Below are 25,720 nucleotides of genomic sequence, written 5' to 3' on the forward strand. Positions count from 1 at the left end.
CGGAGCGGAGGACTCGTGACCCAGATCAACGTGCGGGTCGACGGGGCGTCCTACACGGACGACGTCGAGCCACGGACCCTGTTGGTCCACTACCTGAGGGAGCAGCTGGGCAAGGTCGGCACCGTCGTCGGCTGCGACACCAGCAACTGCGGTGCCTGCACCGTGCACCTGGACGGCCAGGCCGTGAAGTCCTGCACCGTGTTCGCGGTCCAGGCCGACGGCTGCCAGGTCACCACGATCGAGGGCGTCGCCACCGGCGAGGGCGACAGCGCCACCCTGCACCCCGTGCAGCGGGCCTTCCACGAGATGCACGGCCTGCAGTGCGGGTTCTGCACGCCCGGGATGATCATGGCCTCGATCGACCTGCTGAAGGAGAACCCCGACCCCACCGACGAGGAGGTCCGTGAGGGCATCGAGGGCAACCTCTGCCGCTGCACCGGGTACCAGAACATCGTCCGGGCGGTGCGCCAGGCGGCGGCGGAGATGTCGGGCAAGGCCGCCGACGACCCGCAGGCCGAGCCGGCCGCCGTCGACACCGCGGCCGCCGAGCACGTGGCGGTGCAGGCATGACCGCGGTCGAGGACCCGACCTCCTCGGTCGGCCTGCCGCCGGCCAAGGAGGTGGGGCAGGCGCGTCGCCGCAAGGAGGACGCCCGGCTGATCACCGGCAAGACGACCTGGACCGACAACATGGTGCTGCCCGGGATGCTGCACCTCGCGGTGCTGCGCAGCCCGGTCGCCCACGGCCGGATCACCCACCTGGACGTCAGCGCGGCGAAGGAGCGGCCGAACGTCGTCGCCGTCTACACCGGGGCCGACCTCGCCGAGGAGCAGGGCTCGCTGCCCTGCGCCTGGCCGGTCACCCCGGACATGGTCAACCCGGGGCACCCCTCGATCGCCGTCGAGCAGGTCAACCACGTGGGCGAGGCGGTCGCGGTCGTCGTGGCCCGCAGCCGCACCGCCGCCGCCGACGCCCTCGAGGCGATCGACGTCGACTACGAGCCGCTGCCGGTCGTGCTGGACATGGAGCAGGCCGTGCAGGAGGGCTCGCCCCTGGTGCACGACCACACCACGTCGAACACCAGCTACCACTTCGTCTTCGACGCCGGCGAGGCCGGCACGGGCAGTGACACCGAGCAGGCGTTCGCCGACGCCGAGGTCGTGGTCAGCCGCCGGTTCGTCCAGCAGCGGCTGATCCCGGCGTTCATGGAGCCCCGCTCGGTCGTCGTCCAGCCCTCCGGCGACAACTACACGATGTGGTCGGCCACCCAGATCCCGCACATCCTGCGGGTGATGGCCGCGATGGTCACCGGCATCCCGGAGCACAAGCTGCGGGTGATCGCCCCCGACGTCGGTGGCGGGTTCGGCGGGAAGCTGCAGGTCAACCCGGAGGAGATCCTCTGCCTGCTCATCGCGCGGCGGCTGGGCAAGCCGGTCAAGTGGACCGAGACCCGCGGTGAGTCGCTGATGACCGCCCACCACGGCCGCGACCAGGTCCAGTTCATCGACGTCGCCGCCGACCGCGACGGCACCGTCAAGGGCCTGCGGGTGCGGCTGCTGGCCGACATGGGCGCCTACCTGCGGCTCATCACCCCCGGCGTCCCGGCGCTGGGCGCGTTCATGTTCCCGGGGATCTACAAGTTCCCGGCCTACCGGTTCGAGTGCGACGGCGTCTTCACCAACAAGGTGCCCACCGACGCCTACCGCGGCGCCGGCCGGCCCGAGGCCACCTTCGCGATCGAGCGGATCATGGACGAGCTCGCCGTCGAGCTGGGCATGGACCCGCTGGAGGTGCGTCGGAAGAACTGGATCAACGCCGAGGAGTTCCCGTTCACCACGGTCGCCGGGCTGGAGTACGACTCCGGCGACTACCACCAGGCCACCGAGCAGGCGCTGGAGCTGCTGGGCTACGACGAGCTGCGGGCCGAGCAGAAGCGTCGCCGGGAGTCCGGCGACCCGGTCCAGCTGGGCATCGGCTTCTCCACCTTCACCGAGATGTGCGGGCTGGCCCCCTCCCGGGTGCTCGGCTCGCTCGCCTTCGGCGCGGGTGGCTGGGAGCAGGCGTCGATCCGGATGCTGCCCACCGGCAAGGTCGAGGTGGTCACCGGCTCCACGCCGCACGGCCAGGGGCACGAGACGGCGTGGAGCCAGATCGTCGCCGACCAGCTCGGCGTGCCGTTCGAGGACGTCGAGGTGCTGCACGGCGACACCGCCATCTCCTCGCGCGGGCTGGACACCTACGGCTCCCGGTCGCTGGTCGTCGGGGGCACCGCGGTCGTGAAGGCCGCGGAGAAGGTGGTGGAGAAGGCCCGGGTGATCGCCGCCCACCTGCTGGAGGCCAACGCCGACGACCTCGAGTTCACCGGCGGGAAGTTCACCGTGCGGGGGACGCCGGGCGCCGGGGTCGGCATCCAGGAGGTCGCCCTGGCGATCTTCGCCGCGCACGACTACCCGGAGGGCGTCGAACCGACCATCGACGCCGAGGCCACCTTCGACCCGGAGAACTTCTCCTTCCCGCACGGCACGCACATCTGCGCGATGGAGATCGACACCGAGACCGGGTTCGCCAAGATCCGGAAGTACGCCTGCGTCGACGACGTCGGCACGATCGTCAACCCGCTCATCGTCGAGGGCCAGGTGCACGGCGGCCTGGCCCAGGGGATCGCCCAGGCGATGTACGAGGAGGCGATCTACGACGCCGAGGGCAACCTGACCACCGGCAGCTTCGTCGACTACCTGGTGCCGGCGGCCTCGGACCTGCCGCACTTCGACACCGGCAACACCGTGCACGCGGCGACCAGCAACCCACTGGGCGCCAAGGGCGTCGGGGAGGCCGGCTGCATCGCCAGCACCCCGGCGGTGGTCAACGCCGCGCTCGACGCCGTCCGGCACCTGGGCGTCACCGACATCCGGATGCCGCTCACCCCGGAACGGGTGTGGCGGGCGATCCACCAGGGCGGCGACGGCGGAGACCGGGCCGCCGCCGGTTCCAACGCCCAGGGCGCCACCGCCGGCGAGACGGCTGCCGCGTCCACCGATCCGTCGTCCTCCGGAGGTCACCTGTGATTCCCGCACCGTTCGCTTACGCCCGCCCGACGACGGTCGAGGAGGCCCTGCAGGCGATCGCCGAGGGCGGTGAGGACGTCAAGGTCCTGGCCGGCGGGCAGTCGCTGATCCCGGTCATGCGGCTGCGGCTCGCCGCTCCCGAGGTGCTCGTCGACCTCACCCGGGTCGAGGAGCTGCGTGGGGTGCGGGAGGACGGCGACATGCTGGTCATCGGGGCGATGACCACGCACGCCGACGTCCTCACCGACCCGCTGCTGGCCCAGTACGGCCAGCTCATCGTGCAGGCCACCGAGACGGTGGCCGACCGGCAGGTGCGCCGCCGCGGCACGTTCGGCGGTGCCCTGGCGCACGCAGACCCGGCCGGGGACCTCCCGGCGGTCGCGCTGGCCCTGGACGCGGAGTTCGTGCTCGCCGGGCCGGGCGGGCGGCGCACCGTGCCCGCCGCGGAGTTCTTCGTCGACTACCTCACCACCGCGCTGGAGGAGGGGGAGCTGCTGGTCGAGATCCGGGTGCCCAAGCTCGGCGAGGGCTGGGGGGTCCGGTACGAGAAGTTCAACCGGGTGGCCCAGGCCTGGTCGATCGTGGCGGTGGCCGCGGCCGTCCGGCGGGAGGGTGGCCGGATCGCGGAGGCCCGGATCGGGTTGACCAACATGGGGCCGACCCCGCTGCGGGCCTCGGCCACCGAGGCGGCGCTGGTCGGGGTGGACGTCAGCATGGAGACGGTGACTGCGGCGGCCGCCCAGGCCGCTGAGGGCACCAGCCCCAGCAACGACCTGAACGCCCAGGCCGACTACCGGCAGCACCTCGCCCAGGTGCTCACCCGGCGGGCGCTGGCAGCCGCGGTCGGCCTGTAGCGGCGTAGCGCCGGACCGGTCCGTCACATCCGTGACGTGACCGGTCCGGCGGCGCCGGCAGGGGCGCGGTAGCGTCGCCGTCTCGCCTCGATCACCGCACGACCCGGACGGGCTGTCGCCGACTCGTCGCCTCCCGCCCGGGCTGCCCACTCTCGGAGGTCCTGCAGTGCAGCTGGAGAACGCGTTCACCGTGCCGGTGCCGATCGACGAAGCCTGGCGGGTGCTGCTGGACATCGAGCGCATCGCCCCCTGCATGCCCGGGGCCGCCCTCGACTCGGTGACCGGTGACGACTTCACCGGCCGGGTCAAGGTGAAGCTCGGGCCGATCAACCTGACCTACCAGGGCAAGGCGTCGTTCGTGGAGAAGGACGAGGCCGCCCACCGTGCGGTCATCGACGCCCGCGGCAAGGACCAGCGCGGCAACGGCACCGCCGCGGCCGTCATCACCGCGACGCTCGCGGCCGAGGGCGACACCACCCGCGTCGACGTCCTGACCGACCTGAACATCACCGGCCGGCCCGCCCAGTTCGGCCGCGGCGTCATGACCGACGTCGGCAACAAGCTGCTCGGCCAGTTCGCCGACAAGCTCTCCGCCCAGCTGGCCAGCGGCGACGCCGAGGGTGACGCCTCCCGGGCCGCAGCGGCCGTGGGCACGCAGGAGCCGACCGTGGCGGGGAAGGCCACCGCCGCTGCCGCCAAGGCCGCCGCGACCACCGCCGGCGTCGTCGAGGAGGCCGCGGCGAGCGTCGAGGGCGCTGCCGGTGACACCCCGGCGGCCGGCGCGGCCGAGAAGGCCGGTGCCGCGGCGAAGAAGACCGCCGCTGCGGCGGCGGACAAGGCAGCAGACGCGGAGCAGGCGGCGGCTCCGGCGACGGCGGCCAAGAAGGCCGCTCCCGCCAAGAGCGCCCCGGCCAAGGCTGCGGTCCCGGATCCGTTGGCCCCGCCGACGAAGGGCGCGCCGGCCGCCACCGGCACCGCCCCGGCTGCCGGCGACACGGCCCCAGCCGCCGGCGACACCGCCCCGGCTGCCGGCAGTCCGGCACCGTTCTCCGGCACCGGGACGGTCGAGGACCAGGCAGCCGACGCCGAGCCGGCCTCCACGACGGCGGCCGACGCGCCGGACGGTGGCCCGCGCAAGGCGCCGAGCAAGCCGCCGACCGGCACCACCGCCCCGCCGAACCGCCCGGCCGGGGGCGGCCCGGTGCGCAGCACCCCCAGCACGCCGCGGCGGCCGGTGACCCCGGCCGAGCCGGAGCCGATCGACCTGCTCGAGGTGGCCGGCGGGGCGGCGCTGACCCGCTACGCCGCGCCGGCGGCCGGGGTCACCGTGCTGGCGCTGCTGATCGCCCTGCTGGTGCGCCGCCGCCGCAGGTAGGAGCCTCCGGACGGTGATCAGGTGACCTGATCACCGTCTGTCCTCCCGCACCAGCGTTGGTGCGGGAGGACAGTCTCCCGTGTGGGGAGACGGGCCAGCGAGCGGGTCAGTGGCGGGCAGCCAGGCCACGGCTGCGGCGGCCACGGCGGCGGGGTCCTTCTTCAGCCCGTGGTCGCCCGGCACCGCCGCGACCGTTCCGGGGTGACCGGCGAGCGCGGCGACCACCTCATCGGGGCGGCCGAACGCGTCGGTCTCCCCCTGCACCACCAGCAGTGGGACGGCGACCTGCTGCAGCTCGGGCGCGCGGCTCTTCTCCGGCTTGCCGGGCGGGTGCAGCGGGAAGGCCAGCGTCAGCACCCCGGCGGCTCCCTGTCCGGCCGCCGTCCGGCAGGCCACCCGGGCCCCGGCGCTGCGCCCGCCCAGCACCAGCGGGCCGGTCAGCAGTCCGTTGGTGCGGAGTGCGTCCAGCACCGCCGTCCAGCCCTCGTCCAGCCGGGCCGGGGCGGGTGCGATCCGCCTGCCGGCCACCACCCACGGCTGGTCGACCCGCAGCACCCGCCAGTCGGCGGCGCACGCGGCGGCGGAGACGGCGAGCAGGTCGGCGGAGTCCGACCCGGCGCCGGCGCCATGACCCAGCACGAGGGTGCCGCGGACGTCGCCCGCCGGCTCGGCGCGGTGCACGCGGGCAGGGCCGAGGGGGGTGGGGACCTCCGCGGCGGTCACGCCGGCGGCAGCGCCAGCAGCGCCTCGACGACCTCCAGGAGGGACGCGCCCTGCACGTGCGGCGGCTCGTACACCGCGGCGTAGGCGGACTCGGCGCGGGAGCACCAGCCGCCGGTGAGGCCGGCGCGCTGGGCACCGTGCACGTCCCAGGAGTGGACGGCGACCAGCGCCAGCTCCGCCGGCGCCACGTCGCACACCCCGGCCGCCCAGAGGTAGGCCGCCCGGTCAGGCTTCCAGACGCCGATCGACTCGGTGGTCAAGGTCCGCTCGACCAGTGGGGTCACCCCGCCGCGGGACAGCCCGGCCTCGGCGACGCCTGGCGTCCCCTGGCTGAGCGTCACCGCGCGCACCCCCGCGGAGGTCAGCCGGCGCAGCGCGGGCTCGACGTCGGGGTGCGGGCTGAGCTCACCGAAGGCGTCGGCCACCGCCGTCCGCTGCGCCGCCGACAACCCGGTCAGCTGGGCGAGTGCGGCCTCGAACGCGTCCCGGAACCGGCACCGGGTGCCGGCGGTGGCGGCAGCGAACCCCAGCGCCAGCGTGCGGCTGAAGACGGTGGGCAGGAGGTGCCCCGGCTCGCCGTTCTCGATCAGCGTGGCCTGGACGGGGGCGAGGTCCAGCAGCGTCTCGTTGACGTCGAAGGCGACCACGGCCGGTCGCGTCCTCGGTGCGGTCATGCCTGGTCCCGCTCCTCGGCGGGGGCCTCCACGGGGAGGTCGGTGCCGGCGTCCGGCGGACGGTGGAACCGACCGGTCGCCTTTTTGTAGACGAACCAGGCCACGGCGGCGACGACGGCCACCACGACCACGTAGTCCAGGTACTGCAGGTTGGCCTGGACGAAGTCGCCGGCCGCGACGCCCAGGCCGATGAGCAGGCTGTTCCAGAGCAGGCTGCCGGCGGCGGTGAAGAGCAGGAACTGCGGCATCGGCATCTTCACGACGCCGGCCGGGACCGAGACGAAGCTGCGCACGATCGGCACCATCCGGCCGAAGAAGACCGCGGCGCGACCGTGCCGGGCGAACCACTCGAACGTCCGGTCCACGTCGGCGGTCTCGACCAGCGGCAGCCGGTCGAGGAAGGCGTGCGACCGGCGCGGGCCGAACAGCCGGCCGACCCAGTAGAGGACGATCGCCCCGAGCACCGAGCCGACGGTCGCCCACAGGATGACCGGCACGAGGGACATCCGGCCGTCGTTGATCAGCACCCCGGCCGCGCCGAGCACGACCTCGCTGGGGATCGGCGGGATGACCGTCTCGATGAGGATCGTCAGGCCGACGCCCACCGCCCCCAGCCGGTCGATGAGGTCGAGCAGGAAGCCGGTGATGCCGCCTTCGTCGGATGTGGCGGCGGCGAGGACGGACATGGGGCCCACGGTATCGGCGGTCGCCGTGCGCCGTCCTGCTGCCGGGCCGGGCCGGTCGTAGGGTCTGTCCCCATGGTGCACCGCTTCACCGCCCGCGCCGTCGTGGTCGGGGACCGCGCCGGCACCGTCGTCCCCGATGCCGTGCTGGACGTCGAGGACGGGCTGATCAGCTGGGTCGGCCCCGCTGCCGAGGCGCCGCCGGCCGGGGACGCCGAGGTCACCGCGCTGCCCGGGGTGCTCGCCCCCGGCATGGTCAACACCCACTCGCACGCACCGATGGTGCTGTTCCGCGGCCAGGGCGAGGGGCTGCCGCTGGACCGCTGGCTGAACGAGGTGATGTGGCCCCGGGAGGCGAAGCTCACCCCCGAGGACGTCGAGGTCGCGATGACCGCGGCGTCGGCGGAGATGCTGCGGCACGGGGTCACCACCAGCGTCGAGATGTACTTCCACCCCGAGCGGATGGCCGCTGCGGTGCGGCGCACCGGCGCCCGCGGGGTGATCACCCACCCGCTGATCGGCCTGCCCGGCTTCGGCACGTTCGACGAGCAGCTCGCCCGCGCCACCGACTCCGCCGGCACCGGTGACGACCAGGTCGAGTGGGGCATCGGCCCGCACTCGGCCTACACCGTGCCGCTGCCGGTGCTCACCCAGGCGGCCGAGGCGGCGCGCGAGCACGGCCTGCTGCTGACCACGCACGTCGCCGAGACCACGACGGAGGGCGCCGGGCTGCTGGCACAGCACGGCCTCAGCGTGCCGCAGCTCCTGGCCGCGCACGACGTGCTCGGCGGCCGGGTGCTGGGCGCGCACTGCGTGCACATGGACGACGGCGACCTGGAGCTGTGGCGCGAGTACGACGTCGCCGTGGCCCACTGCCCGGGCAGCAACACGAAGCTGGCCAGCGGCACCGCCCGGCTGCGGGACATGCTCGACCTCGGCATCCGGGTCGGCATGGGCACCGACGGGCCGGCGTCCAACGACAACCTCGACCTCTTCGAGGACCTCCGGCTGGCCGCCCAGCTGGCCCGGTTGCGCGAGCGGGACGCCACTGCGCTCACCGCCCCCGAGGCGTTCTGGCTGGCCACCGGCGCGGCGGCGGCGGCGATCGGCCGTGAGGACCTCGGCCAGCTGACCGTCGGACGGCGGGCGGACCTGGTGCACGTCGACACCGACGACATCGCCTTCGTACCGGTCGGCGAGGTCACCGACCTGCTGACCCACCTGGTCTGGTCGGTGGGCTCCCGGCACGTGCGCGACACCTGGGTGGCCGGGCGGCAGGTCGTGCGTGACGGGGCGTCCACGACGGTCGACGAGGCCGAGCTGCGGGCGGACGTGCAGACCCGGGCGATGCGGCTCGCCGGCCGCTGAGCAGGGAGGTCACTCCTCCGCGGAGAAGCGGTAGCGGACGTCGTCGAACGAGTCGGTCGGGAACGCGTAGACGAACCGCAGCGGGCCCTCGCCGGTGTTGCGGATGCCGTGCTCGGTGTCGCCCGGGATGAAGACCGCCGAGCCGGCGGTCACCGGGTGCTCCACCCCGTCCAGGACGACGACGCCGCTGCCCTCGACGAGGTGGTAGACCTCGGTGGCGGTGTGCCGGTGCAGGCCCAGCCAGCCGTCGGGGGCCAGCTCGGTGAGCCCGGTGTACAGCGCGGCTGTCGGCGTCCGGTCCTGGCTGAAGAGCACCCGGAACGACACCCTGCCCCGCACCGGGTCGTCCCACGTCTCGGCGTCGATCTCGGCACTGTCGCGGACCAGGGGCTGCATCGTGGGGTGATGCCCGCCGCGTCGTACCGGTATGCCCGATCGCCGGGTCAGCCTCGCGTCTGGTCGTCGGTCCAGGCGTAGAGCTGGTCCTCCAGCAGCACGGTGACCCAGCCCTCGCACAGCTGGGCGGTGTCGCCGAGGTCGGGCCACTGCCCTCCCCCGTCGAAGGGCATGCCGACCTGGTCCAGCGGGGTGCAGTCCGTCGGCAGCGACGTCCCGCCGGCCAGCGTCAGGTGCACGCGGACGCTGCCGCCGTCGTCGCCTGCGGCCTCCCCGGGCCGGACCACCGTCACGTCGGAGCCGACGGCGCGGGTCCAGTCCGGCACGTCGCCGCGGGGCGCGTCCTCGGCGGTGTCGTGGTCGGACGTCGCGGTGTGGCCCTGCAGCTCGGCCAGCGCGGCGCCGGGACCGTCCACCCCGGACGGCATGGTGACCGCCAGCGCGGCGGACCCCGCCCCGACCACGCCGAGGATCGCCGTCACGGCGCCGAGCAGGACCTTCTTCGTGCTGACCACCGGTGGTGCCTCCACTCGTTCGCGCCACCGGTCGGTGGCGGTACGAGCATCGGGCCGGCCGTCGTCAGCGGGCGTCGCCCGCCGGGCTGATCCGCCCAGGTCAGCAGGTCGTCCCCCGGGCGGATCAGGCGCGCAGCGAGATCGTCTGGCCGCGCCCCACGATGCGCACCTCACCGGGGGCCCGGCGGGCGGCCACCTCCGCGACGAAGTCGCCCAGCGGGCTCTTGAACAGGCCGTAGTCGTCGTAATGGACCGGCACGGTGACCGGCGGGCGCAGCAACTCGACCAGGTCGGCGCCCTGCCGGGCGTCCATGGTGACGGTGATGCCGGCGACCTTGGTGCCACCCAGGTGCGGGACCATGGCGTCCAGCGGCCCGCAGCGCTGCAGCACCTCCCCGAGGTACGGCCGGTAGAGGGTGTCGCCGCTGATGTAGCCGCGCCAGGTCACCTCCGGGCCGGCGACGCCGCCGAGCACCAGCTCCAGGACGCTGCCCATCACCTGCGGCAGCACCCGGGCCAGCGGGCCGGGGCCGTGGACGCCCGGCACGCTGGTGATCCGCAGCGTGTCCGTGCCGCGGGTCAGCACGTGGGTCTGCCAGGGCCGCAGGTCGGCCGTGGCGGTGAAGCCGCGCTTGCCCAGGCAGCCGGCTGCCTCCGGCGTGGTCACCACCGGGGTCTCCTTGGGCAGGGACCGGGTGGCCACCCGGTCCCAGTGGTCGCCGTGCATGTGGCTGAGCAGGACGGCGTCCAGCGCGGGCAGCTGCGCGGGCACCAGCGCCGGGTCGGTCAGCCGCCTGCTGCGCAGCCCGTAGCCCAGGTGCGCCCACTGGCCGCGGTGCAGGAAGTTCGGGTCGGTCAGCAGGGTGAACGGCCCGATCCGCAGCAAGGTGGTGGCGGTACCACCGAAGGTGAGCGTGACGTCGTTCCCGGGGCGTGCCTGGTCAGCTGCCATGTCGGCGGCTACCCGCAGAGGACGTCGGTCACTCCGCTGTTGTGCGCTCGTCGTCGCTCCACGGACCGGGAACCGACGGCGCGCGCACAACAGCGGGGGATCGGTAGCCGGGCTCACGAACTGCGTCGCTCCTGTCGGGTGCGCCTGGTAGACACGGAGCCGTGGCACAACCCCGTTCCGTCGACGAGTCCTTCCTCGCCCTCCCGTTGTCCGCGCTGGCCGATGCGGCGCTGACCCGCGCGGTCGACCTGGGCTGCGAGCACGCCGACCTGCGGGTCGAGCGGATCCGCACCCAGACCGTCCGGCTGCGTGACGCCCGGCTGGAGGCGCTGGCCGACGGCGAGGACCTCGGCCTGGCGGTGCGGGTCGTGCACGAGGGCACCTGGGGGTTCGCCGCCGGTGTGGTGCTCACCGCGGCCGAGGCGGTCCGGCTGGCCGAGGAGGCCGTCGCCGTCGCCCAGGTGTCGGCGGCGATGAACACCGACCGGGTCGAGCTGGCGCCCGAGCCGGTGTACGCCGACGGCGAGTGGGTGTCGGCCTACGAGGTCGACCCGTTCGCCGTCCCGGACGCGGAGAAGACCGCGCTGCTGGTCGAGCTCTCCGAGCGGCTGCTGGCCGCCGACGGCGTGGAGCACGTGCAGAGCAGCGTGATGCAGGTCAAGGAGCAGAAGTTCTACGCCGACACGGCCGGCACCCGCACCCGCCAGCAGCGCGTCCGGGTGAACCCGGAGTTCACCGCGCTGACCGTCGACCGCACGACCGGCACCTTCGAGTCGATGCGCACGCTGGCCCCGCCGGTGGGCCGCGGCTGGGAGTACCTCACCGGCACCGGCTGGGACTGGCGCGGTGAGCTGGCCGAGCTCCCCGAGCTGCTGCGGGAGAAGGTCAAGGCCCCCTCGGTCGAGCCGGGCCGGTACGACCTGGTCGTCGACCCGTCCAACCTGTGGCTGACCATCCACGAGTCGATCGGGCACGCCACCGAGCTGGACCGCGCACTCGGTTACGAGGCCGCCTACGCCGGCACCTCCTTCGCCACCGTCGACAAGCTGGGCACCCTGCAGTACGGCTCGCCGCTGATGCACGTCACCGGCGACCGCACCGCCGAGCACGGGCTCTCCACCGTCGGGTGGGACGACGAGGGTGTCGCCGGCCAGCAGTGGGACCTGGTCCGGGACGGGGTGCTCGTCGGATACCAGGTCGACCGCAACATGGCCCGGCTGCGCGGGATGGAGCGCTCCAACGGCTGCGCGTTCGCCGACTCCGCCGCCCACGTGCCGGTGCAGCGGATGGCGAACGTGTCGTTGCAGCCCACCCCCGGCGGCCCCTCCACCGAGGAGGTCATCGGCGGGGTCGAGCGCGGCGTCTACGTCGTCGGTGACAACAGCTGGTCGATCGACATGCAGCGGTACAACTTCCAGTTCACCGGGCAGCGCTTCTACAAGATCGAGGGCGGCCGGCTGGCCGGTCAGCTCCGCGACGTCGCCTACCAGGCGACGACCACCGACTTCTGGGGCTCGATGACCGCGGTCGGCGGGCCGCAGACGTACGTGCTCGGCGGCGCCTTCAACTGCGGCAAGGCCCAGCCCGGCCAGGTGGCCCCGGTCAGCCACGGCTGCCCGACCGCGCTGTTCGAGAACACGACCATCCTCAACACGAAGCAGGAGGGCGGGCGTTGATGTCGACGAGCGTCAGCGAGGCGACGAGTGAGCATCGCAGCGAGCGCCAGCGAGCGAGGAGCGGAGCGATGAGGTCATGAGCTCCTACATCTCCCCTCAGGAGCTGGTCGAGCGGGCGCTGGCCGCCTCGACCGCCGATGGGCAGATCACCTACGTCACCGACAGCTCGGAGGCCAACCTCCGCTGGGCGAGCAACAGCCTGACCACCAACGGCGCGATGCGCTCGCGGCAGGTCGTCGTCATCTCCTTCGTCGACGGCGGCGCCGGCATGGCCACCGGCACCGTGGCCCGCACCGGCACCCCGGACATCGCCGAGCTGGTGCGGATGAGCGAGCAGGCCGCCCGGGACGCCGGGCCGGCCGAGGACGCGATGCCGCTGATCAGCGAGGCCCCCGCCGGGTCGGGCGACTGGGACGCCGAGGCGTCCACCACCTCCATCGGCGTGTTCGCCGACTTCGCGCCCGCGCTGGGCGAGGCCTTCGGCGGCGCCCGCGACCGGGGCGAGCTGCTCTTCGGGTTCGCCGAGCACCAGCTGGCCACGACCTACCTGGGCACCTCGACCGGGCTGCGGCTGCGGCACGACCAGCCCACCGGGCGGGTCGAGCTGAACGGGAAGAGCGCCGACTTCGGCCGCTCCGTCTGGGCCGGGGTCGGCACCCGCGACTTCACCGACGTCTCGGTGGCCGGCCTCGCGGCCGAGGTGCAGCAGAAGATGGCCTGGTCGCAGCGCCGGGTCGAGCTGCCGGCCGGGCGGTACGAGACGCTCCTGCCGCCGTCCACGGTGAGCGACCTGATGATCCCCACCTACTGGGCGATGGAGGCCCGGGACGCCGACGAGGGGCGCAGCGTCTACGCCCGGACCGGTGGTGGGAACCGGATCGGGGACCGGCTGGCCCAGCTCCCGCTCACCCTGCGCAGCGACCCGTACGCCCCGGGGCTGGAGACCGCGCCGTTCCAGGTGGTCGGCGGTTCGTCCGGGTCCGCCTCCGTCTTCGACAACGGCATGGCCACGCCCGCCGTCGACTGGATCCGCGACGGGGTGCTGACCAACCTGATCCGGCCGCGGGCCTGGGCCCTGCGGACGACCGCACCGGCGACCGCCGCGGTGGACAACATCATCCTGGAGGACCCCACCGCCACCGCCTCGCCGGCGGAGATGATCGCGCGCACCGGACGCGGCCTGCTGCTGACCACGCTCTGGTACATCCGTGAGGTCGACCCGCAGACGCTGCTGGTCACCGGGTTGACCCGCGACGGGGTCTTCCTCGTCGAGGACGGCGAGGTGACGGGCGCGGTGAACAACTTCCGGTTCAACGAGTCGCCGGTCGACCTGCTGGGCCGGGCGACCGAGGCCAGCCGCACCGAGCGGACCCTGCCGCGGGAGTGGAACGACTGGTTCAGCCGGGCCTCGATGCCGATGCTCCGGGTGCCCGACTTCAACATGAGCTCGGTCAGCCCGGCCAGCTGACGCCGGCCGGGCGGCCGACCCCGGTCAGTGCTCGCGCCGGTCGCGGCCCGTCTGGCCGGGGTCGGGGCTCGACGTCGCGACCGCCGGGTCGACCGGGTCACCGGTCGGCTCGGGGCCCTGCGTGCCGGCGTCCGTGGAGGTGGGTTCGGTGGCCGGGTCGGAGCCGGCGGGTTCGGTCATGGCGACCGGGTACCCCGTGGAGCCCGGCCGGAACGGTCAGGGGGTGACGGGTCCGCGGCCGACGTCGTCGGGCTCGGGGGTCCGGAAGGCCGTGTCGGTCGGCGGCGCCGCCTCGGCGTCGCCCTCGCCCTCCTCAGGGGCGTCCGGCTCCTCGCCCCCGACACCGAAGCCCTCGGCCGTCGGCGGGGCCCCGGCCCCGGGATCGGCCGCGGGGATCCCGTCGTCCGCGTTCGGCAGGTTCGGCTCCATGGGTGCGCTCATCGACATGGCCGGCCCCTACCCCGCTGGTCGCCGGCGGATGCACGCGCGCCGGGACGCCCCCGCCACGGCACCGCTGGGGCGGGGTGCGGTCCCCGGGGCGGCCGGGATGGGCGTGGTGGGTGTGACGGGTGTGCGCAACTCGGCGACCAAACCGCGTTTCGTGCCCCTGTGTCACGGACATGAAACGCAATTCGTGTCTACTTCCCCACGAACGCCGACGACGACCCCCTGCCTCTCCGGCAGGACGGCGAGGGGAGCTCCACATGACGTACTGCCAGAAGCCCTCGATCTTCCAGGTGGGCAAGGTCCACGACAACGGCCCGTCCGTGATCGTCTCGGGCTGGGGCCTGGGCATGTGCGCCTCGTCGTGTCGATGCCACCGCAACCCGGAGGACGGCCAGCTGTCCCTCGCCGAGGACCAGGCCGGCGGCAGCCTGGGCCTGCGCAGCTTCACCCCGACCGGCACCTGCGACTGCTGTGAGGCGTGGACGTCGGCCGAGCTGTCCGCGATCCTGCGCGACGTCGCCGCGGTCGAGGCACTGGACGCCTCGGAGCCTGCCGCCGGCTGAGCCCCACCAGATCCGACCGAGCCGCCCACCGGGGAACCGGTGGGCGGCTCGTCGTCTTTGCCGGGCCTCCTCTCCGGGTAGGCCGGTGCCCATGTGGGCGAGAGCAGCGGTACGCGGTGCGGTGGCCGGGCTGGCCGGGGTGGCGGTCATGACGGTGGGGGAGAAGCTCGAACAGCAGGTGACCGGTCGCCCGGACTCCTATGTCCCGGCCCGGACGCTCACCGCCCTGGCCACCGGGCGGCGGCTCCCCGGTTCCGCGCGCCCCCCGGTGCGCAACCACCTCATGCACTGGGGCACCGGCGCCGCCGTCGGCGCGCTGCGTGGGGTCTGGGCCGCGGCCGGGCTGCGCGGCGTGCGGGCCTCCGCCTGGCACACCTCCGTGCGGCTGGCGGTCGACCAGACCCTGGAGAACGTCACCGGCGTGGGCGCGCCGCCGTGGACCTGGTCCCGGCGGGACCAGGTGGTCGACGTGGCGCACAAGGCCGTCTACTCCTTCGCCACCGGCGCCGTCGCCGACCGCCTCGTCGCGCCGGTGCGGGGCAGGAGAGGCGCACGGGGCTTGTGGGACTGAGGTCCACTGTGGACCGATCGGTCCCGGCGCGCCGCGCCTCTTGACAAGAGCGCGATCTCCCTACCGTCCGTCGAGACGTGCACGGAGTCCCTCGCCCCTCCCCGGGCGGAACGTGCGCAGACGGAGGCCCAGTGAACCGATCGACCAACCGGCGGTGGACGCGCGCTGCCGCCCTCGCGCTGACCGTCGGCGCGGCCGTCGTCCTGACCCCGTCGGTCGGCGTCGCGGCGCCGACCACTGCGGCCGAGGCCAGGCAGGCCGTCACCGACGCCGGGCTCGAGCTCACCGCCCTGGACGAGCAGGTCCACGAGGCCGAGGCCGCCGCCGTGCAGCACCAGGCCGCCGCGGATGCCGCCGCTGCCGCGGCCGTCCAGGCGCAGGCGCAGCTGGACGCGCTCGAGCCGCAGCTGCGGTCGATCGCCCAGGCCGGGTACGTCGGCACCACCCGCGGCCGGCTCGCCGCCTTCCTGACCAGCGGCTCGGCCGACGACCTGATCCAGCAGATGAACACCCTCGATCAGCTGGCCACGCACGCCGACGGCATCGTCGCCACGGCAGCCACCGCCCGGTCCGCGGCCGAGCAGGCGCAGCAGGACGCCACCGCGGCCGCGGCCGCCGCGGCCGCCGCCGAGTCAGAGCTGCGGGCGCAGAAGGAGCAGCTGGAGGGCGATCTCGCCGGGTACCAGGCCGACCTCGCCCGCCTGTCGGCCGCCGACCAGGTCCGGGTGCACAACGTCATCTCCGGGCCCGACGTGGTCCCGGCCCCCGCCCCGGCCCCGACGGCCGCCGCCGGCGTCGCCGTGCAGACCGCGCTCGCCCAGATCGGCGACATGTACGGCATCGGCGCCGAAGGCCCGGACTCCTTCGACTGCTCCGGCCTCACCCAGTACGCTTACGCCGCCGCGGGCATCTCGCTGCCGCACTCCAGCCGCGCCCAGTCGAGCCTGGGCGTCGCCGTGTCGAGGGCGGAGCTCCAGCCCGGCGACCTGGTCTTCTTCTACTCGCCGATCAGCCACGTGGGCATGTACATCGGCAACGGCCAGATGGTGCACGCCAGCGTCTCCGGCCGCCCAGTCGCGGTCACCAGCGTGGACAAGGGCGGCTACGTCAGCGCTCGCCGCGTCACCGGCTGAGTTGTCCACGGCCCCGACCAGCTAGCCACCAATTCTGGCTTGCCATGGGCGCACTCGCAGGGCTAGTTCCAGCGTCCAGCCCGCTCGGACCCTAGCCTTTCGGACCCTAACCTTCCGCCGCAACATGGTGAAGCCCTTTAGTGCCTGACGGTGGACGACTAACCAGCAAATTGTGACGTCGGGGAGGGTGGTCAGTGATGCCGACCTTTCAGGGAGCATGAAGGCACCGCGCTGGACTACCGCAGTCAGCTTCCGGCGATGCCTGCCGATAGGGGTACGGCAGACATCGCCAGCTGTTCGTCTAGGGAGACTCTGGGGCGGCGGCCTGCTGGGCGACCCGATGCAGGAAGCGTGACAGCTCGGGTGTCACTATTGCCCGTCCGATGTCCTCGAAGCTAAGGGCGAGGCTTGCCAAGAAGTCCTGACTTAACCTGTATTCGGGGCCGTGGTAGCGCACGTAACCATCGTCAGTGAGGGTCTTCATTATTGCGTCGGCCTTGTCGTCGGTGCGCAGCACGAATCTCCAGATTTGCTCCTTGTCGGCAGCCAATGTGCCGGCCGCGACGTGTTGAGTCCGCCGGAAAAAGCGCAGAAGTCTGCGCAGGGCGTGGTAATACTCTTGAACATCGGCCCTGTCCTCCGAGAGGGACGGTTCTCTGGAGAAGCGCTGCACCCACCCCTCAGATTCGACAGCTTCAATAAGCAGTCCCTGGCCAGAGATGCGGACCTGCTGGTCCCAGTCCGCAGTCACAATCTGACCGCGAATACTCAATCCCCTATGCGCCTCGATCGCACACTCTGCCCCCTTAAGCGTCACGAACATGGCGTCGATCTGCACATCGGGTCCGATGCGTAATGATCGGCCTTCTATGCGGACCTCGTCATCCGTGGTCAGGTCCAAGCGCTTGATCCGTGCGGGCAGCAAGACGGTGCCCGGAGAGTGGGTCGGCACTGTCATGACGGCTGGTGCCTCGCCCATCGACGAGTCAAGTTCAATCGTGAGTAGCCCATCACTCCTGAGGCTCCTCAGACTGAAGGAGTATTGAGCTCGAGCCTCTTCTCTCGCGCCGAGAGAGGCTAGTGCGAGATCGAGCAGTTCCGTGCTAAGGGCTCGGTCTTCCAAGAGGCTGAGCATGAACGGGGCCAGCCCCGGCGAGGGAAGGTCGGAGCCGCCTCGGAGCACGCGCGCAACGGCGCGCTGTTCATCATGTGATCCGTTGACTAGGACAAACGCCGCGACGTAATCACGGAAGGTGCTGTTCACGAATTGGTCGTTGGTGGCAAGTAGCGGGTGATTGGAGAGCTGTGATTCGATTGCGGCACGATATGAGTCCACGAGCGAGTCTGGTACCTGCTCGTCAAAATCCGTCGTCGTGCTGTGCTTAAACGACCGAACGGCCAGCCGGGAGCATTGCTCTCGGACGTCGTATAGGTTATTGAGCTGCTCTGCTGTGAACATGGCTCGGCTGATATCGTCGAGCCAGTTGTTCAAAAACTTGTCATGCTCACGCTCCAGTAGGCGGAGCATGAGGTTCGAGAGGAGGGTCCACTCCGGGAACGTGTCCGTCAGAGTCGTCAGGTGCCCCACATCAAGGTTGCGAAAGTCAGGAACGTGCAGATAGGTTGCCAAGCCTTCAAGCACTGGCGAATAGCCGAGCAATCTGCGGCCGTTTGCGCTAGTCCAAGCTTGGTCGAGTGTCGGATAGCCAGCAGCTTCCCCCAAGCGGCTCAGGACGGTGTCGCGTGATGTCTGGAAGCTCTCTCGATGCTGGCGGTGGGCAAGCGTTCGCTCGTTCTTCCGAAACAGTGCGTCCAGTTTCAGGTCAAGGTAGGCGAGTGCTTGGTCGCGACTAAAGTAATCAAGCTCAAGCTCGGCGATCGGGACATTCTCGGTATCGAAAGCGAACCGGACCCACTCTGCGCTTTCGTGGCGCGCCATCAAGACAACGTTCCGTGCGCCCTGTGACGTTCGCAGGAAACGGGCCAGTCCTTGTAGGAATGCGACAAAGTTTGCCTCACTGGACGAGACGTGCGTCTCGTCCAGTGCGTCGAGGACAAGTGTGCTGTGGCCTGCTCGCAGTGATCGCTTGAACGTCAAACTGGCATCTTCGCCTAGCCCCTCGTCGAGTAGTCCCACGAAGGACCCGTCGGCGACTCGCTGCCCGGCTAGGTCGGCCAGTAGGCCGTTGCTGGATGCTGCTATGGCTTCCGCTGCCGTACTCTTTCCCGCCGCCGCTGGGGCTATAATCAGAACAGCCGGAGCGTTTTGCGGGCCCTCCCGTTCCAGCAAATTTGGTGCGACGAAATCCTGACGAATGTTGGCAACCCGGCTGAGTCCGCGAGACTCATCGACGACTGGTGGTGGCGGGGCCGAGGGCAGTTGCTGCGCGAACTCTAAGACGTTCATAGGGGCATCCTGCTGGAACGGGGAGTTCGTGGCCAGGACTGCTCTCAGGTGCAGTCCCTGCCGGATCAGTCGTGGAAGCGGCGACCCTCTGCGAGCAGCTGCACGCAGGCCGCGATCCGCTTGGCCCGGGTCTGCGGCGTGGCGGCGGTGTGCACCCGCCACAGCACGGCGTACCGGTTGGCCCCGTCGAGCCCGGCGAACGCCTCCTGGGCGGCGGGGGCCGCCGCCAGTGCGGCGGCCAGGTCGTCGGGCACGGTGATCGTGGCGGGCCCGGCGTAGGCGCGGTCCCACCGGCCGTCGGCCTGCGCGGCCTCCACCGCGGCGAGCCCCGCCGGGCGCATCCGGCCCTCGGCGACCAGCCGGGCCACCGTCTGCACGTTCTTCTGCGACCAGACGCTCTTCGGCCGCCGCGGCGTGTACCGGACGGTGAACCAGTCGTCGTCCACGCGGTTGGCCCGGCCGTCGATCCAGCCGTGGCAGAGCGCCACCTCGACCGCCTCGGCCGCGGTCAGGGAGGGGATGCCGGCCGACTTCTTGGCGATCTTCAGGAACAGGCCCGGCGCCCGGTCGTGCTCGGTGGCCAGCCAGGCGTCGAAGTCGGCGGGGGTCGCGAACACCCGGGTCTCGAACGTGCTCTCGTCGGCCACGCCGGCCATCGTCCGCAGCCGCACCCGCGCCGTCCAGGGGGCCCGGCGTCCGGTTTGTCCGGGCGGCCGGTCGGCTACCGCAGGGCGGACGGCGCCCAGCAGAGGCGCCGCGACGACGGACGGGACGACGGATGGCACGGGCACCTGGCCCCACTGCCCTGTGGGTGGTCCGGCACGGCGAGAGCGTGGGCAACCTGGCCGATGCGCACGCGCACGAGACCGGTTCTGGCCGGCTGGAGCTCGACGTCCGCGACCCCGACGTCCCGCTGTCGGACACCGGCGAGCGGCAGGCCGACGCCCTCGGCGCGTGGTTGGCGGGGCTGCCGGCGGACGAGCGCCCCACCACCGTGCTGAGCTCGCCCTTCAGCCGCGCGGCCGAGACCGCCCGGCGGGCGGTGGCGGCGAGCGGGCTGGACCTGACCGTCCGCTACGACGAGCGGCTGCGGGAACGGGACTTCGGCGTCTTCGACGGCATGACCGGTCAGGGCATCCGCGAGGAGCACCCGGACGAGGCCGGCCGCCGGGAGCTGCTCGGCAAGTTCTACTACCGGCCACCGGGCGGGGAGAGCTGGGCCGACGTCGCCCTGCGGGTGCGCAGCCTGCTGGCCACCGAGGCGCTGCGGCACGACGGCGAGCGGCTGCTCTGCGTCTCGCACCAGGCCGTGATCATGGTCTTCCGGTACGTGCTGGAGGAGCTCTCCGAGCAGCAGCTGCTGGACATCGACCGGGCCGAGCAGGTCGCCAACACGTCCGTGACCCGCTACGAGTCCGCCGACGGCGGGCTGTTCCGGCTTGCCGGCTTCAACGGCGTCGACCACCTGGACGACGCCGACCGGGGCGAGGGCGCCCCCGTGACCGAGGAGACCGATGTCCCGTCCCCGGCCTGACCACACCCTGGTCAGCCCCCAGGTGCTCCGCGACTGGCGACTGCCCGAGCCGACCGGCGGCAAGGAGGCCCGCGGTTCGATCCTGGTCGTCGGCGGGAGCACCGAGACCGTGGGCGCCGTCCTGCTGGCCGCCGAGGCCGCGCTGCGCTCCGGGGCCGGGAAGCTCCAGGTCGTCGTCCCGTCCAAGGTCGCCCCGCACGTCTCCATCTCGCTGCCCGAGGCGCTGGTCCGCGGCGTGCCGTCCACCGAGGCCGGCGCCATCCGGGGCTCCTCGGCCGAGCTGTTCCTCGACCTGGCCCAGCAGGCCTCGGCGGTGCTGATCGGTCCAGGCATGGCCGACGAGCCGGAGACCCGGAGCCTGGTCGAACAGCTGCTGCCCGAGCTCGAGGGGCCGGTGGCGCTGGACGCGCTGGGGCTGGCCGCCGTCACCGCCGACCCGGCCTGCCTGCACCACCTGGGCAGCAACGTCGTGCTCACCCCCAACCCGGCCGAGCTGGCGATCGCGTTGCACGTGGAACCGGACGAGGTGGACGACGACCCGGCGGGTGCCGCCCAGCGGCTGGCCGAGCAGACCCGCGCCGTGGTCGGCCTGGGCGGGGTGACCAGCTGGATCGCCGCACCCGACGGGCGGCTCTGGGCCGACGAGAGCGGGGGTGCCGGGCTGGGGGTCTCCGGCTCCGGCGACGTGCGCGCCGGGATCGTCGCCGGGCTGCTGGCCCGGGGCGCGGAGCCGGCCCAGGCGGCCGTCTGGGCCGCGCACCTGCACGGCCGGGCCGGTGAGCGGCTGGCCGCGACCGTCGGGCAGCTGGGCTTCCTCGCCCGCGAGCTGCCACCGGAGATCCCCCGGGTGATGGCCGAGGTGGACCTCTGAGCTGGCGGCTGGTCCCGACGGCTTCCCTGCGCAACGTCGTGGTCACCCGGCGCGCCGACGGCCCGGTGTGATCTGCTGCGCCCAGCAGCGGGAACCGCCCGCGACCTCGGTGAGGAGTGCAGCAACGTGGCTGACAGCTACATCGGAGCCCTCGACTTCGGTGCCCCGGAGATCGACGAGCAGGCGTTCGTCGCCCCCACGGCCGTCGTGGTCGGCAAGGTGAGGATGGGGCCGCGGGCCAGCATCTGGTACGGCGCCATCGCCCGGGCCGACTCGGAGGTCATCGAGATCGGTGCGGACTCCAACGTCCAGGACGGGTCCACCCTGCACAGCGACCCCGGGCACCCGCTGGTGATCGGTCGCGGCGTGACCGTCGGCCACAACGTCGTGCTGCACGGCGCCCGGGTCGACGACCACGTGCTCGTGGGCATGGGCAGCACCGTCCTCAACGGCGCGCACATCGGCTCCGGTTCGATCGTCGCCGCCGGCGCCGTGGTCATGCAGGGCGCGCAGATCCCGCCGAACTCCCTGGTCGCCGGGGTGCCAGCCAAGGTGCGGCGGGAGACCACCGAGGACGACCGCACGGCGATCGAGCTGAACGCGAAGAGCTACACCGACCGGCTCGACCAGCACCGCGCCGTCCGCCGGGTGCAGCAGGCGGGCTGAGCGGATGAGCGCCGAGGAGCTGCGCCGTCAGGTCTCCTGGACCGTCGATGACACCTCAGCGGCCCGGCGGGCCGGCCGGTTCCTCGGCGGGGTCGTCCATCTGGTCTCCGCGCTGGCGACCCTGGGCGCGGACGCCGGGACCGGGGCTCGTCGACCCGGGTGGACCCTGCCGGCCGACCCGGACGACTACCTGGACCTCGGTCCGCTGACCCTGCGAATGCCCGAGTCCGGCCCGTCGGAGCCGGTGCAGGCGACGCGGACCGGGGTCTGGGCGACCCCGGCGGGGAGGCCGGCGCGACGGCTGCCGGTCGAGGCGTGGCGGGTGGTGGCGGCGGTGCCCGGAACCGGCTCGCGCTCGCCCCGCCACCCGGAGGCGGAGTGGACGCTGACCGTCAGCGACGGGTCGGCGCACGGGTCACTGACCGGCGCGTGGCTGGGGCTCGCCTGGCTCGGTCACGTGGCCGGCTGGTCCGAGCCGGTGGCGTCGCCGGGGAGCGCATGACCGCTGGGGCGTTCGAGGAGTTCGTCGCCGCGGAGTCGACGCCGTCCCTCCGCACGGCGTACCTGTTGACCGGTGACGGCCGCGCGGCCGGGGACCTGCTGCAGGAGGCGCTGATCGCCGTCCACGGCCGCTGGGACCGGCTCGCGGACCGGGAGGAGGCGGCGGCCGCCCTCCGGCGGGAGCTGGTGGCCGCGCACCTGGGCCGGCGGTGGAGCCGGTTCGGTGCGGTGCTCGCCGACTCCCGGCTGATGGCCGGCACCACCGGCATCCCCGGCTTCGCCTCGGCGCACCCGGATCCGGTCCCGTCGGACGAGACGGCGGCCGCGCTGGCCCACGTGCTCCCGCGGCAGCGGGCGGCCCTCGCACTCCGGTACGGCACGGACCTGTCGGAGGCGGCAGTCGCCGACGCGCTGGGCGCGCCGGTGGCCGACGTCCGGGCGCGCATCGCCGACGGGCTCGGCCGGCTGGGCGAGCTCCTCGAGGTGGACGGCGGAACCGCGGCGGCCCGGGTGGGCGACCTCGCCGGGCGGGCCCCCGCCGACATCGGCGACGTCCACGGCTGGGTGCTGGACGGTGAGCGGTCGCAGCGTCGGCACCGGGCCGGGCTGCTCGCCCTGGCGGGGTTCTTCGTCCTCGTCGTCCTGCTGTTGCTGTTCACCGGACGATGAGGCCCCGCTGCCGGTGAGGCAGCGGAGCCCGACGTCAGTTGCGGATCGAGGCCGTCAGCGGGCAGACGAACGGGTCGCGCTCGCCGAGCCCGACGCGGTTCAGGTACTGGACGACGATCCGGTACGAGCCGACCAGCGACGTCTCGGTGTAGCTGATGCCGTACTGGGCGCAGTGCGCGCGCACCATCGGCTGCACCTTCTTCAGGTTCGGCCGCGGCATGCTCGGGAAGAGGTGGTGCTCGATCTGGTAGTTCAGGCCGCCCATCATGAAGTCGGTGACCCGGCCGCCCTTGATGTTGCGCGACATGAGCACCTGACGGCGCAGGAAGTCGACCTTCGCGTTCTTCGGGACGATCGGCATGCCCTTGTGGTTGGGCGCGAACGAACCACCCAGCAGCAGACCGAACACGGCCTGCTGGACCAGGATGAACGCCACGGCCAGCAGCGGCGGCATGATCAGGAAGACCGCGGCGACGAAGAGCCCCAGCCGGGCCGCGATGATCGCGATCTCCAGCCGGCGGTGCGGCATCGCCTTCTCGCGGGCCAGGGTGGCCAGGCTGTTGGCGTGCAGGGCCGCGCCCTCGAAGCAGAGCAGCGGGAAGAACGCCCAGCCCTGGTGCCGGGTCCACCAGCCACGCAGCCCGCTCATCCGGTCCTCGGCGTCGTCCGGCGTGAAGGCCAGCACCGCGGACTCGATGTCGGGGTCCTTGCCCATCTGGTTCGGGGCGTTGTGATGCCGGTTGTGCTTCTGCATCCACCAGCCGTAGCCGATGCCCGCGAAACCGCAGGAGAGCACCCGGGCGTTCCACTCGTTGGCCCGGTGCGAGCCGAAGGCCTGCCGGTGGGCGGTGTCGTGGCCCAGGAAGCCGAACTGCGTGCAGACCAGCGAGAAGACGACGGCCAGCCCCAGCTGCCACCAGGAGTCGCCCAGTGCCACGATCGCCACCCAGACCCCGGCGAAGGCGGCCACGGTCAGCGCGATCGACACGACGTAGTACGGGCGGCGGCGGTTCAGCAGCCCGGCGTCCTTCACCTGCTGCGAGAGCTCGGCGTAGACGCTGACCTGACGGTCGCGGGCTCGCTCGGGGCGAGGCGCCCGGGCAGGGAGGGGCGTGGAGCCCTCCAGGGTGGTGGCGGTCATCTGCTCTCTCAGGCTGGGTCCCGGGCTGCTCCGGGCTGTGCCGGTCTGACCGGCGACGACAGGGGACCGCGCTACGTCTGGCTGGAGCACCGCGTAGCGCCGACGGTAGGCGACGGCGCACACCTGTGCCATGCGGGTGCCGGGCCGACGCCGCCGCCCCGGCCCCCTGAGGGAGGCTGTCGGGGTGCGCGCGTTGGTGTTCGAGGAGTTCGGTGGCCCGCTGACGGTCCGGTCGGTGCCCGACCTCACCCCCGACCGGGACGGCGTCGTCGTCCGGGTCGGAGCAAGCGGGATCTGCCGCAGCGACTGGCACGGCTGGTCCGGCCACGACCCCGACGTCGTCCTGCCGCACGTGCCCGGCCACGAACTGGCCGGCACCGTGGCCGCGGTCGGTGACCGGGTGCGGACCTGGTCGGTGGGCGACCGGGTCACCGTGCCGTTCGTCTGCGCGTGCGGGCACTGCGGGCCGTGCCGGGAGGGCGCCGGGCAGGTCTGCCTGAACCAGACGCAGCCCGGGTTCACGCACTGGGGTTCCCTGGCCGAGTACGTCGCCCTGGACGCCGCCGACGTCAACCTGGTCGCCCTGCCCGACGGCATGCCGTTCGCCACCGCGGCCGGCCTGGGCTGCCGGTTCGCCACCGCCTTCCGGGCCGTCACCGGCGTCGGCCGGGTGCGGCCCGGGGAGTGGGTGGCGGTGCACGGCTGCGGCGGGGTCGGGTTGTCCGCGGTCCAGGTCGCGGTGGCGGCCGGGGCCCGGGTGGTGGCCGTCGACATCGCCCCGGGTGCCCTCGAGCTGGCCCGGGCCTGCGGTGCGGAGCACACGGTGGACGGCGCCGGCGACGTCCCCGGCGCGATCGCCGAGCTGACCGATGGCGGTGCGCACGTATCGCTGGATGCGCTCGGCGCCGCCGTGACCTGCCTGAACTCCATCCGCAGCCTCCGCCCGCGGGGGCGGCACGTGCAGGTCGGGCTGCTGCCGCCGGTGCTCGGCCGCCCGGAGATCCCGATGGAGCGGGTGATCGCCGGCGAGCTCGCCCTGCTGGGCAGCCACGGGATGGCGGCGGCCGACTACCCGGCGATGCTCTCGCTGATCACGGCCGGCCGGCTGCACCCGGAGCTGCTGGTCACCCGCGAACTCGGCCTGGACGACGCCGGTCACGCTCCCCAACGGGCAGACGGTCGACGTGCCCAACTCCGCGTTGCCCAACGACGTGCCCACGGGCACGCCGACGCCCACGGAGCCGGAGACGCCCGTCCCGGTCGCGCCCACCAGCCCGGTGCCGCCGGACGACGGCGAGGACGAGGAGCCGGTGGGCACGCCGTCCCGGACGACCACCCCCCGCGCGCCGACCCGAAGGGAGGGGCGCCGATCAGGCGCCACGCCACGTGACGAACCCACCGAACAACCCACCCGGGCAGCCGTCGTCCGGCTCCACCCGCAGCGGCGAGGCCCCGGGCGTCGACCAGG

At 73.0% G+C, this 25,720-nt stretch carries 27 protein-coding genes; 16 read left to right on the top strand and 11 right to left on the bottom strand.

Translation table 11 applies throughout. The features are described from left to right. Positions 1-15: 15 nt before the first annotated feature. The 4 genes from G5C62_RS01680 (at position 16) to G5C62_RS01695 (ending at position 5,294) form a co-directional block, all read left to right on the top strand. A complete protein-coding gene (locus tag G5C62_RS01680) occupies positions 16-570 on the top strand; it encodes a (2Fe-2S)-binding protein (RefSeq protein ID WP_164699742.1) in 555 nt (184 codons plus the stop codon). Beyond that, positions 567-3,065 carry a xanthine dehydrogenase family protein molybdopterin-binding subunit gene (locus tag G5C62_RS01685; RefSeq protein ID WP_164699741.1) on the top strand — a complete coding sequence of 833 codons (2,499 nt, stop codon included), beginning with the start codon at positions 567-569 and terminating at the stop codon, positions 3,063-3,065. The genes G5C62_RS01680 and G5C62_RS01685 overlap by 4 nt, the downstream gene beginning before the upstream one ends. Then, positions 3,062-3,919 (top strand): xanthine dehydrogenase family protein subunit M, encoded by an 858-nt coding sequence (locus G5C62_RS01690; RefSeq protein WP_164699740.1) that lies wholly within the window; start codon positions 3,062-3,064, stop codon positions 3,917-3,919. Before G5C62_RS01685 ends, G5C62_RS01690 begins: the two co-directional genes overlap by 4 nt. 166 nt (positions 3,920-4,085) lie before the next feature. Beyond that, positions 4,086-5,294, top strand: a complete 1,209-nt coding sequence (locus G5C62_RS01695) for an SRPBCC family protein (RefSeq protein ID WP_164699739.1) — start codon at positions 4,086-4,088, stop codon at positions 5,292-5,294. Between the two features lie 30 nt (positions 5,295-5,324). Here G5C62_RS01695 and G5C62_RS01700 read toward each other — a convergent pair whose 3' ends face one another. The 3 genes from G5C62_RS01700 to G5C62_RS01710 are packed head-to-tail and all read right to left on the bottom strand — an operon-like array spanning position 5,325 to position 7,377. Next, positions 5,325-6,017 carry an alpha/beta family hydrolase gene (locus G5C62_RS01700; RefSeq protein WP_241175647.1) on the bottom strand — a complete coding sequence of 231 codons (693 nt, stop codon included), beginning with the start codon at positions 6,015-6,017 and terminating at the stop codon, positions 5,325-5,327. Next, positions 6,014-6,691 carry an HAD family hydrolase gene (locus G5C62_RS01705; protein WP_164699738.1) on the bottom strand — a complete coding sequence of 226 codons (678 nt, stop codon included), beginning with the start codon at positions 6,689-6,691 and terminating at the stop codon, positions 6,014-6,016. The genes G5C62_RS01700 and G5C62_RS01705 overlap by 4 nt, the downstream gene beginning before the upstream one ends. Further along, entirely contained in the window at positions 6,688-7,377 is a 690-nt protein-coding gene (locus tag G5C62_RS01710; protein ID WP_036335909.1) for a DedA family protein, read from the bottom strand. The genes G5C62_RS01705 and G5C62_RS01710 overlap by 4 nt, the downstream gene beginning before the upstream one ends. A gap of 72 nt (positions 7,378-7,449) precedes the next feature. Here G5C62_RS01710 and G5C62_RS01715 point away from each other — a divergent pair, with 72 nt between their 5' ends. Further along, positions 7,450-8,742, top strand: a complete 1,293-nt coding sequence (locus G5C62_RS01715; protein ID WP_164699737.1) for an amidohydrolase family protein — start codon at positions 7,450-7,452, stop codon at positions 8,740-8,742. Between the two features lie 9 nt (positions 8,743-8,751). On the opposite strand, the gene G5C62_RS01720 is transcribed toward G5C62_RS01715, so the two are convergent. The 3 genes from G5C62_RS01720 to G5C62_RS01730 form a co-directional block, all read right to left on the bottom strand. After that, a complete protein-coding gene (locus tag G5C62_RS01720; RefSeq protein WP_036335906.1) occupies positions 8,752-9,138 on the bottom strand; it encodes a cupin domain-containing protein in 387 nt (128 codons plus the stop codon). Positions 9,139-9,185: 47 nt separating this feature from the next. Next, positions 9,186-9,653 carry a hypothetical protein gene (locus G5C62_RS01725; RefSeq protein WP_036335905.1) on the bottom strand — a complete coding sequence of 156 codons (468 nt, stop codon included), beginning with the start codon at positions 9,651-9,653 and terminating at the stop codon, positions 9,186-9,188. A 124-nt stretch (positions 9,654-9,777) separates the two neighbouring features. Beyond that, a complete protein-coding gene (locus tag G5C62_RS01730; protein WP_164699736.1) occupies positions 9,778-10,605 on the bottom strand; it encodes an MBL fold metallo-hydrolase in 828 nt (275 codons plus the stop codon). A 161-nt stretch (positions 10,606-10,766) separates the two neighbouring features. Here G5C62_RS01730 and G5C62_RS01735 point away from each other — a divergent pair, with 161 nt between their 5' ends. Then, positions 10,767-12,281 (top strand): TldD/PmbA family protein, encoded by a 1,515-nt coding sequence (locus G5C62_RS01735; protein WP_036335902.1) that lies wholly within the window; start codon positions 10,767-10,769, stop codon positions 12,279-12,281. 76 nt (positions 12,282-12,357) lie between these two features. Beyond that, positions 12,358-13,749: a metallopeptidase TldD-related protein gene (locus tag G5C62_RS01740; protein ID WP_164699735.1), complete on the top strand. Its 1,392-nt coding sequence runs from the start codon at positions 12,358-12,360 to the stop codon at positions 13,747-13,749. 24 nt (positions 13,750-13,773) lie between these two features. Here G5C62_RS01740 and G5C62_RS01745 read toward each other — a convergent pair whose 3' ends face one another. Together G5C62_RS01745 and G5C62_RS01750 are read right to left on the bottom strand one after the other, a co-directional pair. Continuing rightward, complete coding sequence (locus G5C62_RS01745) at positions 13,774-13,929, bottom strand: hypothetical protein (protein ID WP_156119141.1); 156 nt, start codon at positions 13,927-13,929, stop codon at positions 13,774-13,776. Positions 13,930-13,965: 36 nt separating this feature from the next. Further along, entirely contained in the window at positions 13,966-14,178 is a 213-nt protein-coding gene (locus tag G5C62_RS01750) for a hypothetical protein (RefSeq protein ID WP_241175646.1), read from the bottom strand. 275 nt (positions 14,179-14,453) lie between these two features. Between G5C62_RS01750 and G5C62_RS01755 the strand changes: the two genes are divergently transcribed. The 3 genes from G5C62_RS01755 (at position 14,454) to G5C62_RS01765 (ending at position 16,463) form a co-directional block, all read left to right on the top strand. Continuing rightward, positions 14,454-14,759: a hypothetical protein gene (locus tag G5C62_RS01755; RefSeq protein ID WP_036335899.1), complete on the top strand. Its 306-nt coding sequence runs from the start codon at positions 14,454-14,456 to the stop codon at positions 14,757-14,759. A gap of 91 nt (positions 14,760-14,850) precedes the next feature. Beyond that, on the top strand, positions 14,851-15,330 hold the full coding sequence (locus tag G5C62_RS01760; protein WP_036335898.1) for a hypothetical protein: 480 nt from the start codon (positions 14,851-14,853) through the stop codon (positions 15,328-15,330). 131 nt (positions 15,331-15,461) lie between these two features. Next, positions 15,462-16,463 (top strand): C40 family peptidase, encoded by a 1,002-nt coding sequence (locus G5C62_RS01765; protein ID WP_164699733.1) that lies wholly within the window; start codon positions 15,462-15,464, stop codon positions 16,461-16,463. Between the two features lie 301 nt (positions 16,464-16,764). Here the strand turns inward: G5C62_RS01765 and G5C62_RS01770 are convergent, their stop codons facing one another. Then, entirely contained in the window at positions 16,765-18,870 is a 2,106-nt protein-coding gene (locus tag G5C62_RS01770) for a hypothetical protein (RefSeq protein ID WP_164699732.1), read from the bottom strand. A 65-nt stretch (positions 18,871-18,935) separates the two neighbouring features. Then, positions 18,936-19,517 (bottom strand): YdeI family protein, encoded by a 582-nt coding sequence (locus tag G5C62_RS01775; RefSeq protein WP_206330419.1) that lies wholly within the window; start codon positions 19,515-19,517, stop codon positions 18,936-18,938. Positions 19,518-19,648: 131 nt separating this feature from the next. Between G5C62_RS01775 and G5C62_RS01780 the strand changes: the two genes are divergently transcribed. From G5C62_RS01780 to G5C62_RS01800, 5 genes are all read left to right on the top strand, one after another. Further along, positions 19,649-20,404, top strand: a complete 756-nt coding sequence (locus G5C62_RS01780; RefSeq protein WP_164699731.1) for a histidine phosphatase family protein — start codon at positions 19,649-19,651, stop codon at positions 20,402-20,404. Next, positions 20,385-21,275 carry an NAD(P)H-hydrate dehydratase gene (locus G5C62_RS01785; protein ID WP_164699730.1) on the top strand — a complete coding sequence of 297 codons (891 nt, stop codon included), beginning with the start codon at positions 20,385-20,387 and terminating at the stop codon, positions 21,273-21,275. Before G5C62_RS01780 ends, G5C62_RS01785 begins: the two co-directional genes overlap by 20 nt. A 126-nt stretch (positions 21,276-21,401) precedes the next feature. Next, complete coding sequence (locus G5C62_RS01790) at positions 21,402-21,941, top strand: gamma carbonic anhydrase family protein (RefSeq protein ID WP_036335893.1); 540 nt, start codon at positions 21,402-21,404, stop codon at positions 21,939-21,941. Positions 21,942-21,945: 4 nt separating this feature from the next. Next, entirely contained in the window at positions 21,946-22,443 is a 498-nt protein-coding gene (locus G5C62_RS01795) for a hypothetical protein (protein ID WP_164699729.1), read from the top strand. After that, entirely contained in the window at positions 22,440-23,111 is a 672-nt protein-coding gene (locus G5C62_RS01800) for a sigma factor-like helix-turn-helix DNA-binding protein (protein ID WP_164699728.1), read from the top strand. Before G5C62_RS01795 ends, G5C62_RS01800 begins: the two co-directional genes overlap by 4 nt. Before the next feature lie 34 nt (positions 23,112-23,145). Here G5C62_RS01800 and G5C62_RS01805 read toward each other — a convergent pair whose 3' ends face one another. Beyond that, a complete protein-coding gene (locus tag G5C62_RS01805; protein ID WP_164699727.1) occupies positions 23,146-24,252 on the bottom strand; it encodes an acyl-CoA desaturase in 1,107 nt (368 codons plus the stop codon). Between the two features lie 184 nt (positions 24,253-24,436). On the opposite strand from G5C62_RS01805, the gene G5C62_RS01810 reads away from it, so the two are divergent. Further along, positions 24,437-25,642 carry a zinc-dependent alcohol dehydrogenase family protein gene (locus G5C62_RS01810; protein ID WP_241175645.1) on the top strand — a complete coding sequence of 402 codons (1,206 nt, stop codon included), beginning with the start codon at positions 24,437-24,439 and terminating at the stop codon, positions 25,640-25,642. Positions 25,643-25,720: the final 78 nt, after the last annotated feature.

The organism is Modestobacter sp. KNN46-3, from assembly GCF_011039295.1.

What these genes read in the sequence shown, in the direction of transcription:
- G5C62_RS01745 (WP_156119141.1), bottom strand. Translation starts at nt 13,929, where the DNA reads ATGACCGAACCCGCCGGCTCCGACCCGGCCACCGAACCCACCTCCACG.
- G5C62_RS01780 (WP_164699731.1), top strand. Translation starts at nt 19,649, where the DNA reads ATGGCACGGGCACCTGGCCCCACTGCCCTGTGGGTGGTCCGGCACGGC.
- G5C62_RS01730 (WP_164699736.1), bottom strand. Translation starts at nt 10,605, where the DNA reads ATGGCAGCTGACCAGGCACGCCCCGGGAACGACGTCACGCTCACCTTC.
- G5C62_RS01760 (WP_036335898.1), top strand. Translation starts at nt 14,851, where the DNA reads ATGTGGGCGAGAGCAGCGGTACGCGGTGCGGTGGCCGGGCTGGCCGGG.
- G5C62_RS01785 (WP_164699730.1), top strand. Translation starts at nt 20,385, where the DNA reads ATGTCCCGTCCCCGGCCTGACCACACCCTGGTCAGCCCCCAGGTGCTC.
- G5C62_RS01770 (WP_164699732.1), bottom strand. Translation starts at nt 18,870, where the DNA reads ATGAACGTCTTAGAGTTCGCGCAGCAACTGCCCTCGGCCCCGCCACCA.
- G5C62_RS01720 (WP_036335906.1), bottom strand. Translation starts at nt 9,138, where the DNA reads ATGCAGCCCCTGGTCCGCGACAGTGCCGAGATCGACGCCGAGACGTGG.
- G5C62_RS01705 (WP_164699738.1), bottom strand. Translation starts at nt 6,691, where the DNA reads ATGACCGCACCGAGGACGCGACCGGCCGTGGTCGCCTTCGACGTCAAC.
- G5C62_RS01750 (WP_241175646.1), bottom strand. Translation starts at nt 14,178, where the DNA reads ATGGAGCCGAACCTGCCGAACGCGGACGACGGGATCCCCGCGGCCGAT.
- G5C62_RS01795 (WP_164699729.1), top strand. Translation starts at nt 21,946, where the DNA reads ATGAGCGCCGAGGAGCTGCGCCGTCAGGTCTCCTGGACCGTCGATGAC.
- G5C62_RS01715 (WP_164699737.1), top strand. Translation starts at nt 7,450, where the DNA reads ATGGTGCACCGCTTCACCGCCCGCGCCGTCGTGGTCGGGGACCGCGCC.
- G5C62_RS01740 (WP_164699735.1), top strand. Translation starts at nt 12,358, where the DNA reads ATGAGCTCCTACATCTCCCCTCAGGAGCTGGTCGAGCGGGCGCTGGCC.
- G5C62_RS01755 (WP_036335899.1), top strand. Translation starts at nt 14,454, where the DNA reads ATGACGTACTGCCAGAAGCCCTCGATCTTCCAGGTGGGCAAGGTCCAC.
- G5C62_RS01710 (WP_036335909.1), bottom strand. Translation starts at nt 7,377, where the DNA reads ATGTCCGTCCTCGCCGCCGCCACATCCGACGAAGGCGGCATCACCGGC.
- G5C62_RS01805 (WP_164699727.1), bottom strand. Translation starts at nt 24,252, where the DNA reads ATGACCGCCACCACCCTGGAGGGCTCCACGCCCCTCCCTGCCCGGGCG.
- G5C62_RS01800 (WP_164699728.1), top strand. Translation starts at nt 22,440, where the DNA reads ATGACCGCTGGGGCGTTCGAGGAGTTCGTCGCCGCGGAGTCGACGCCG.
- G5C62_RS01685 (WP_164699741.1), top strand. Translation starts at nt 567, where the DNA reads ATGACCGCGGTCGAGGACCCGACCTCCTCGGTCGGCCTGCCGCCGGCC.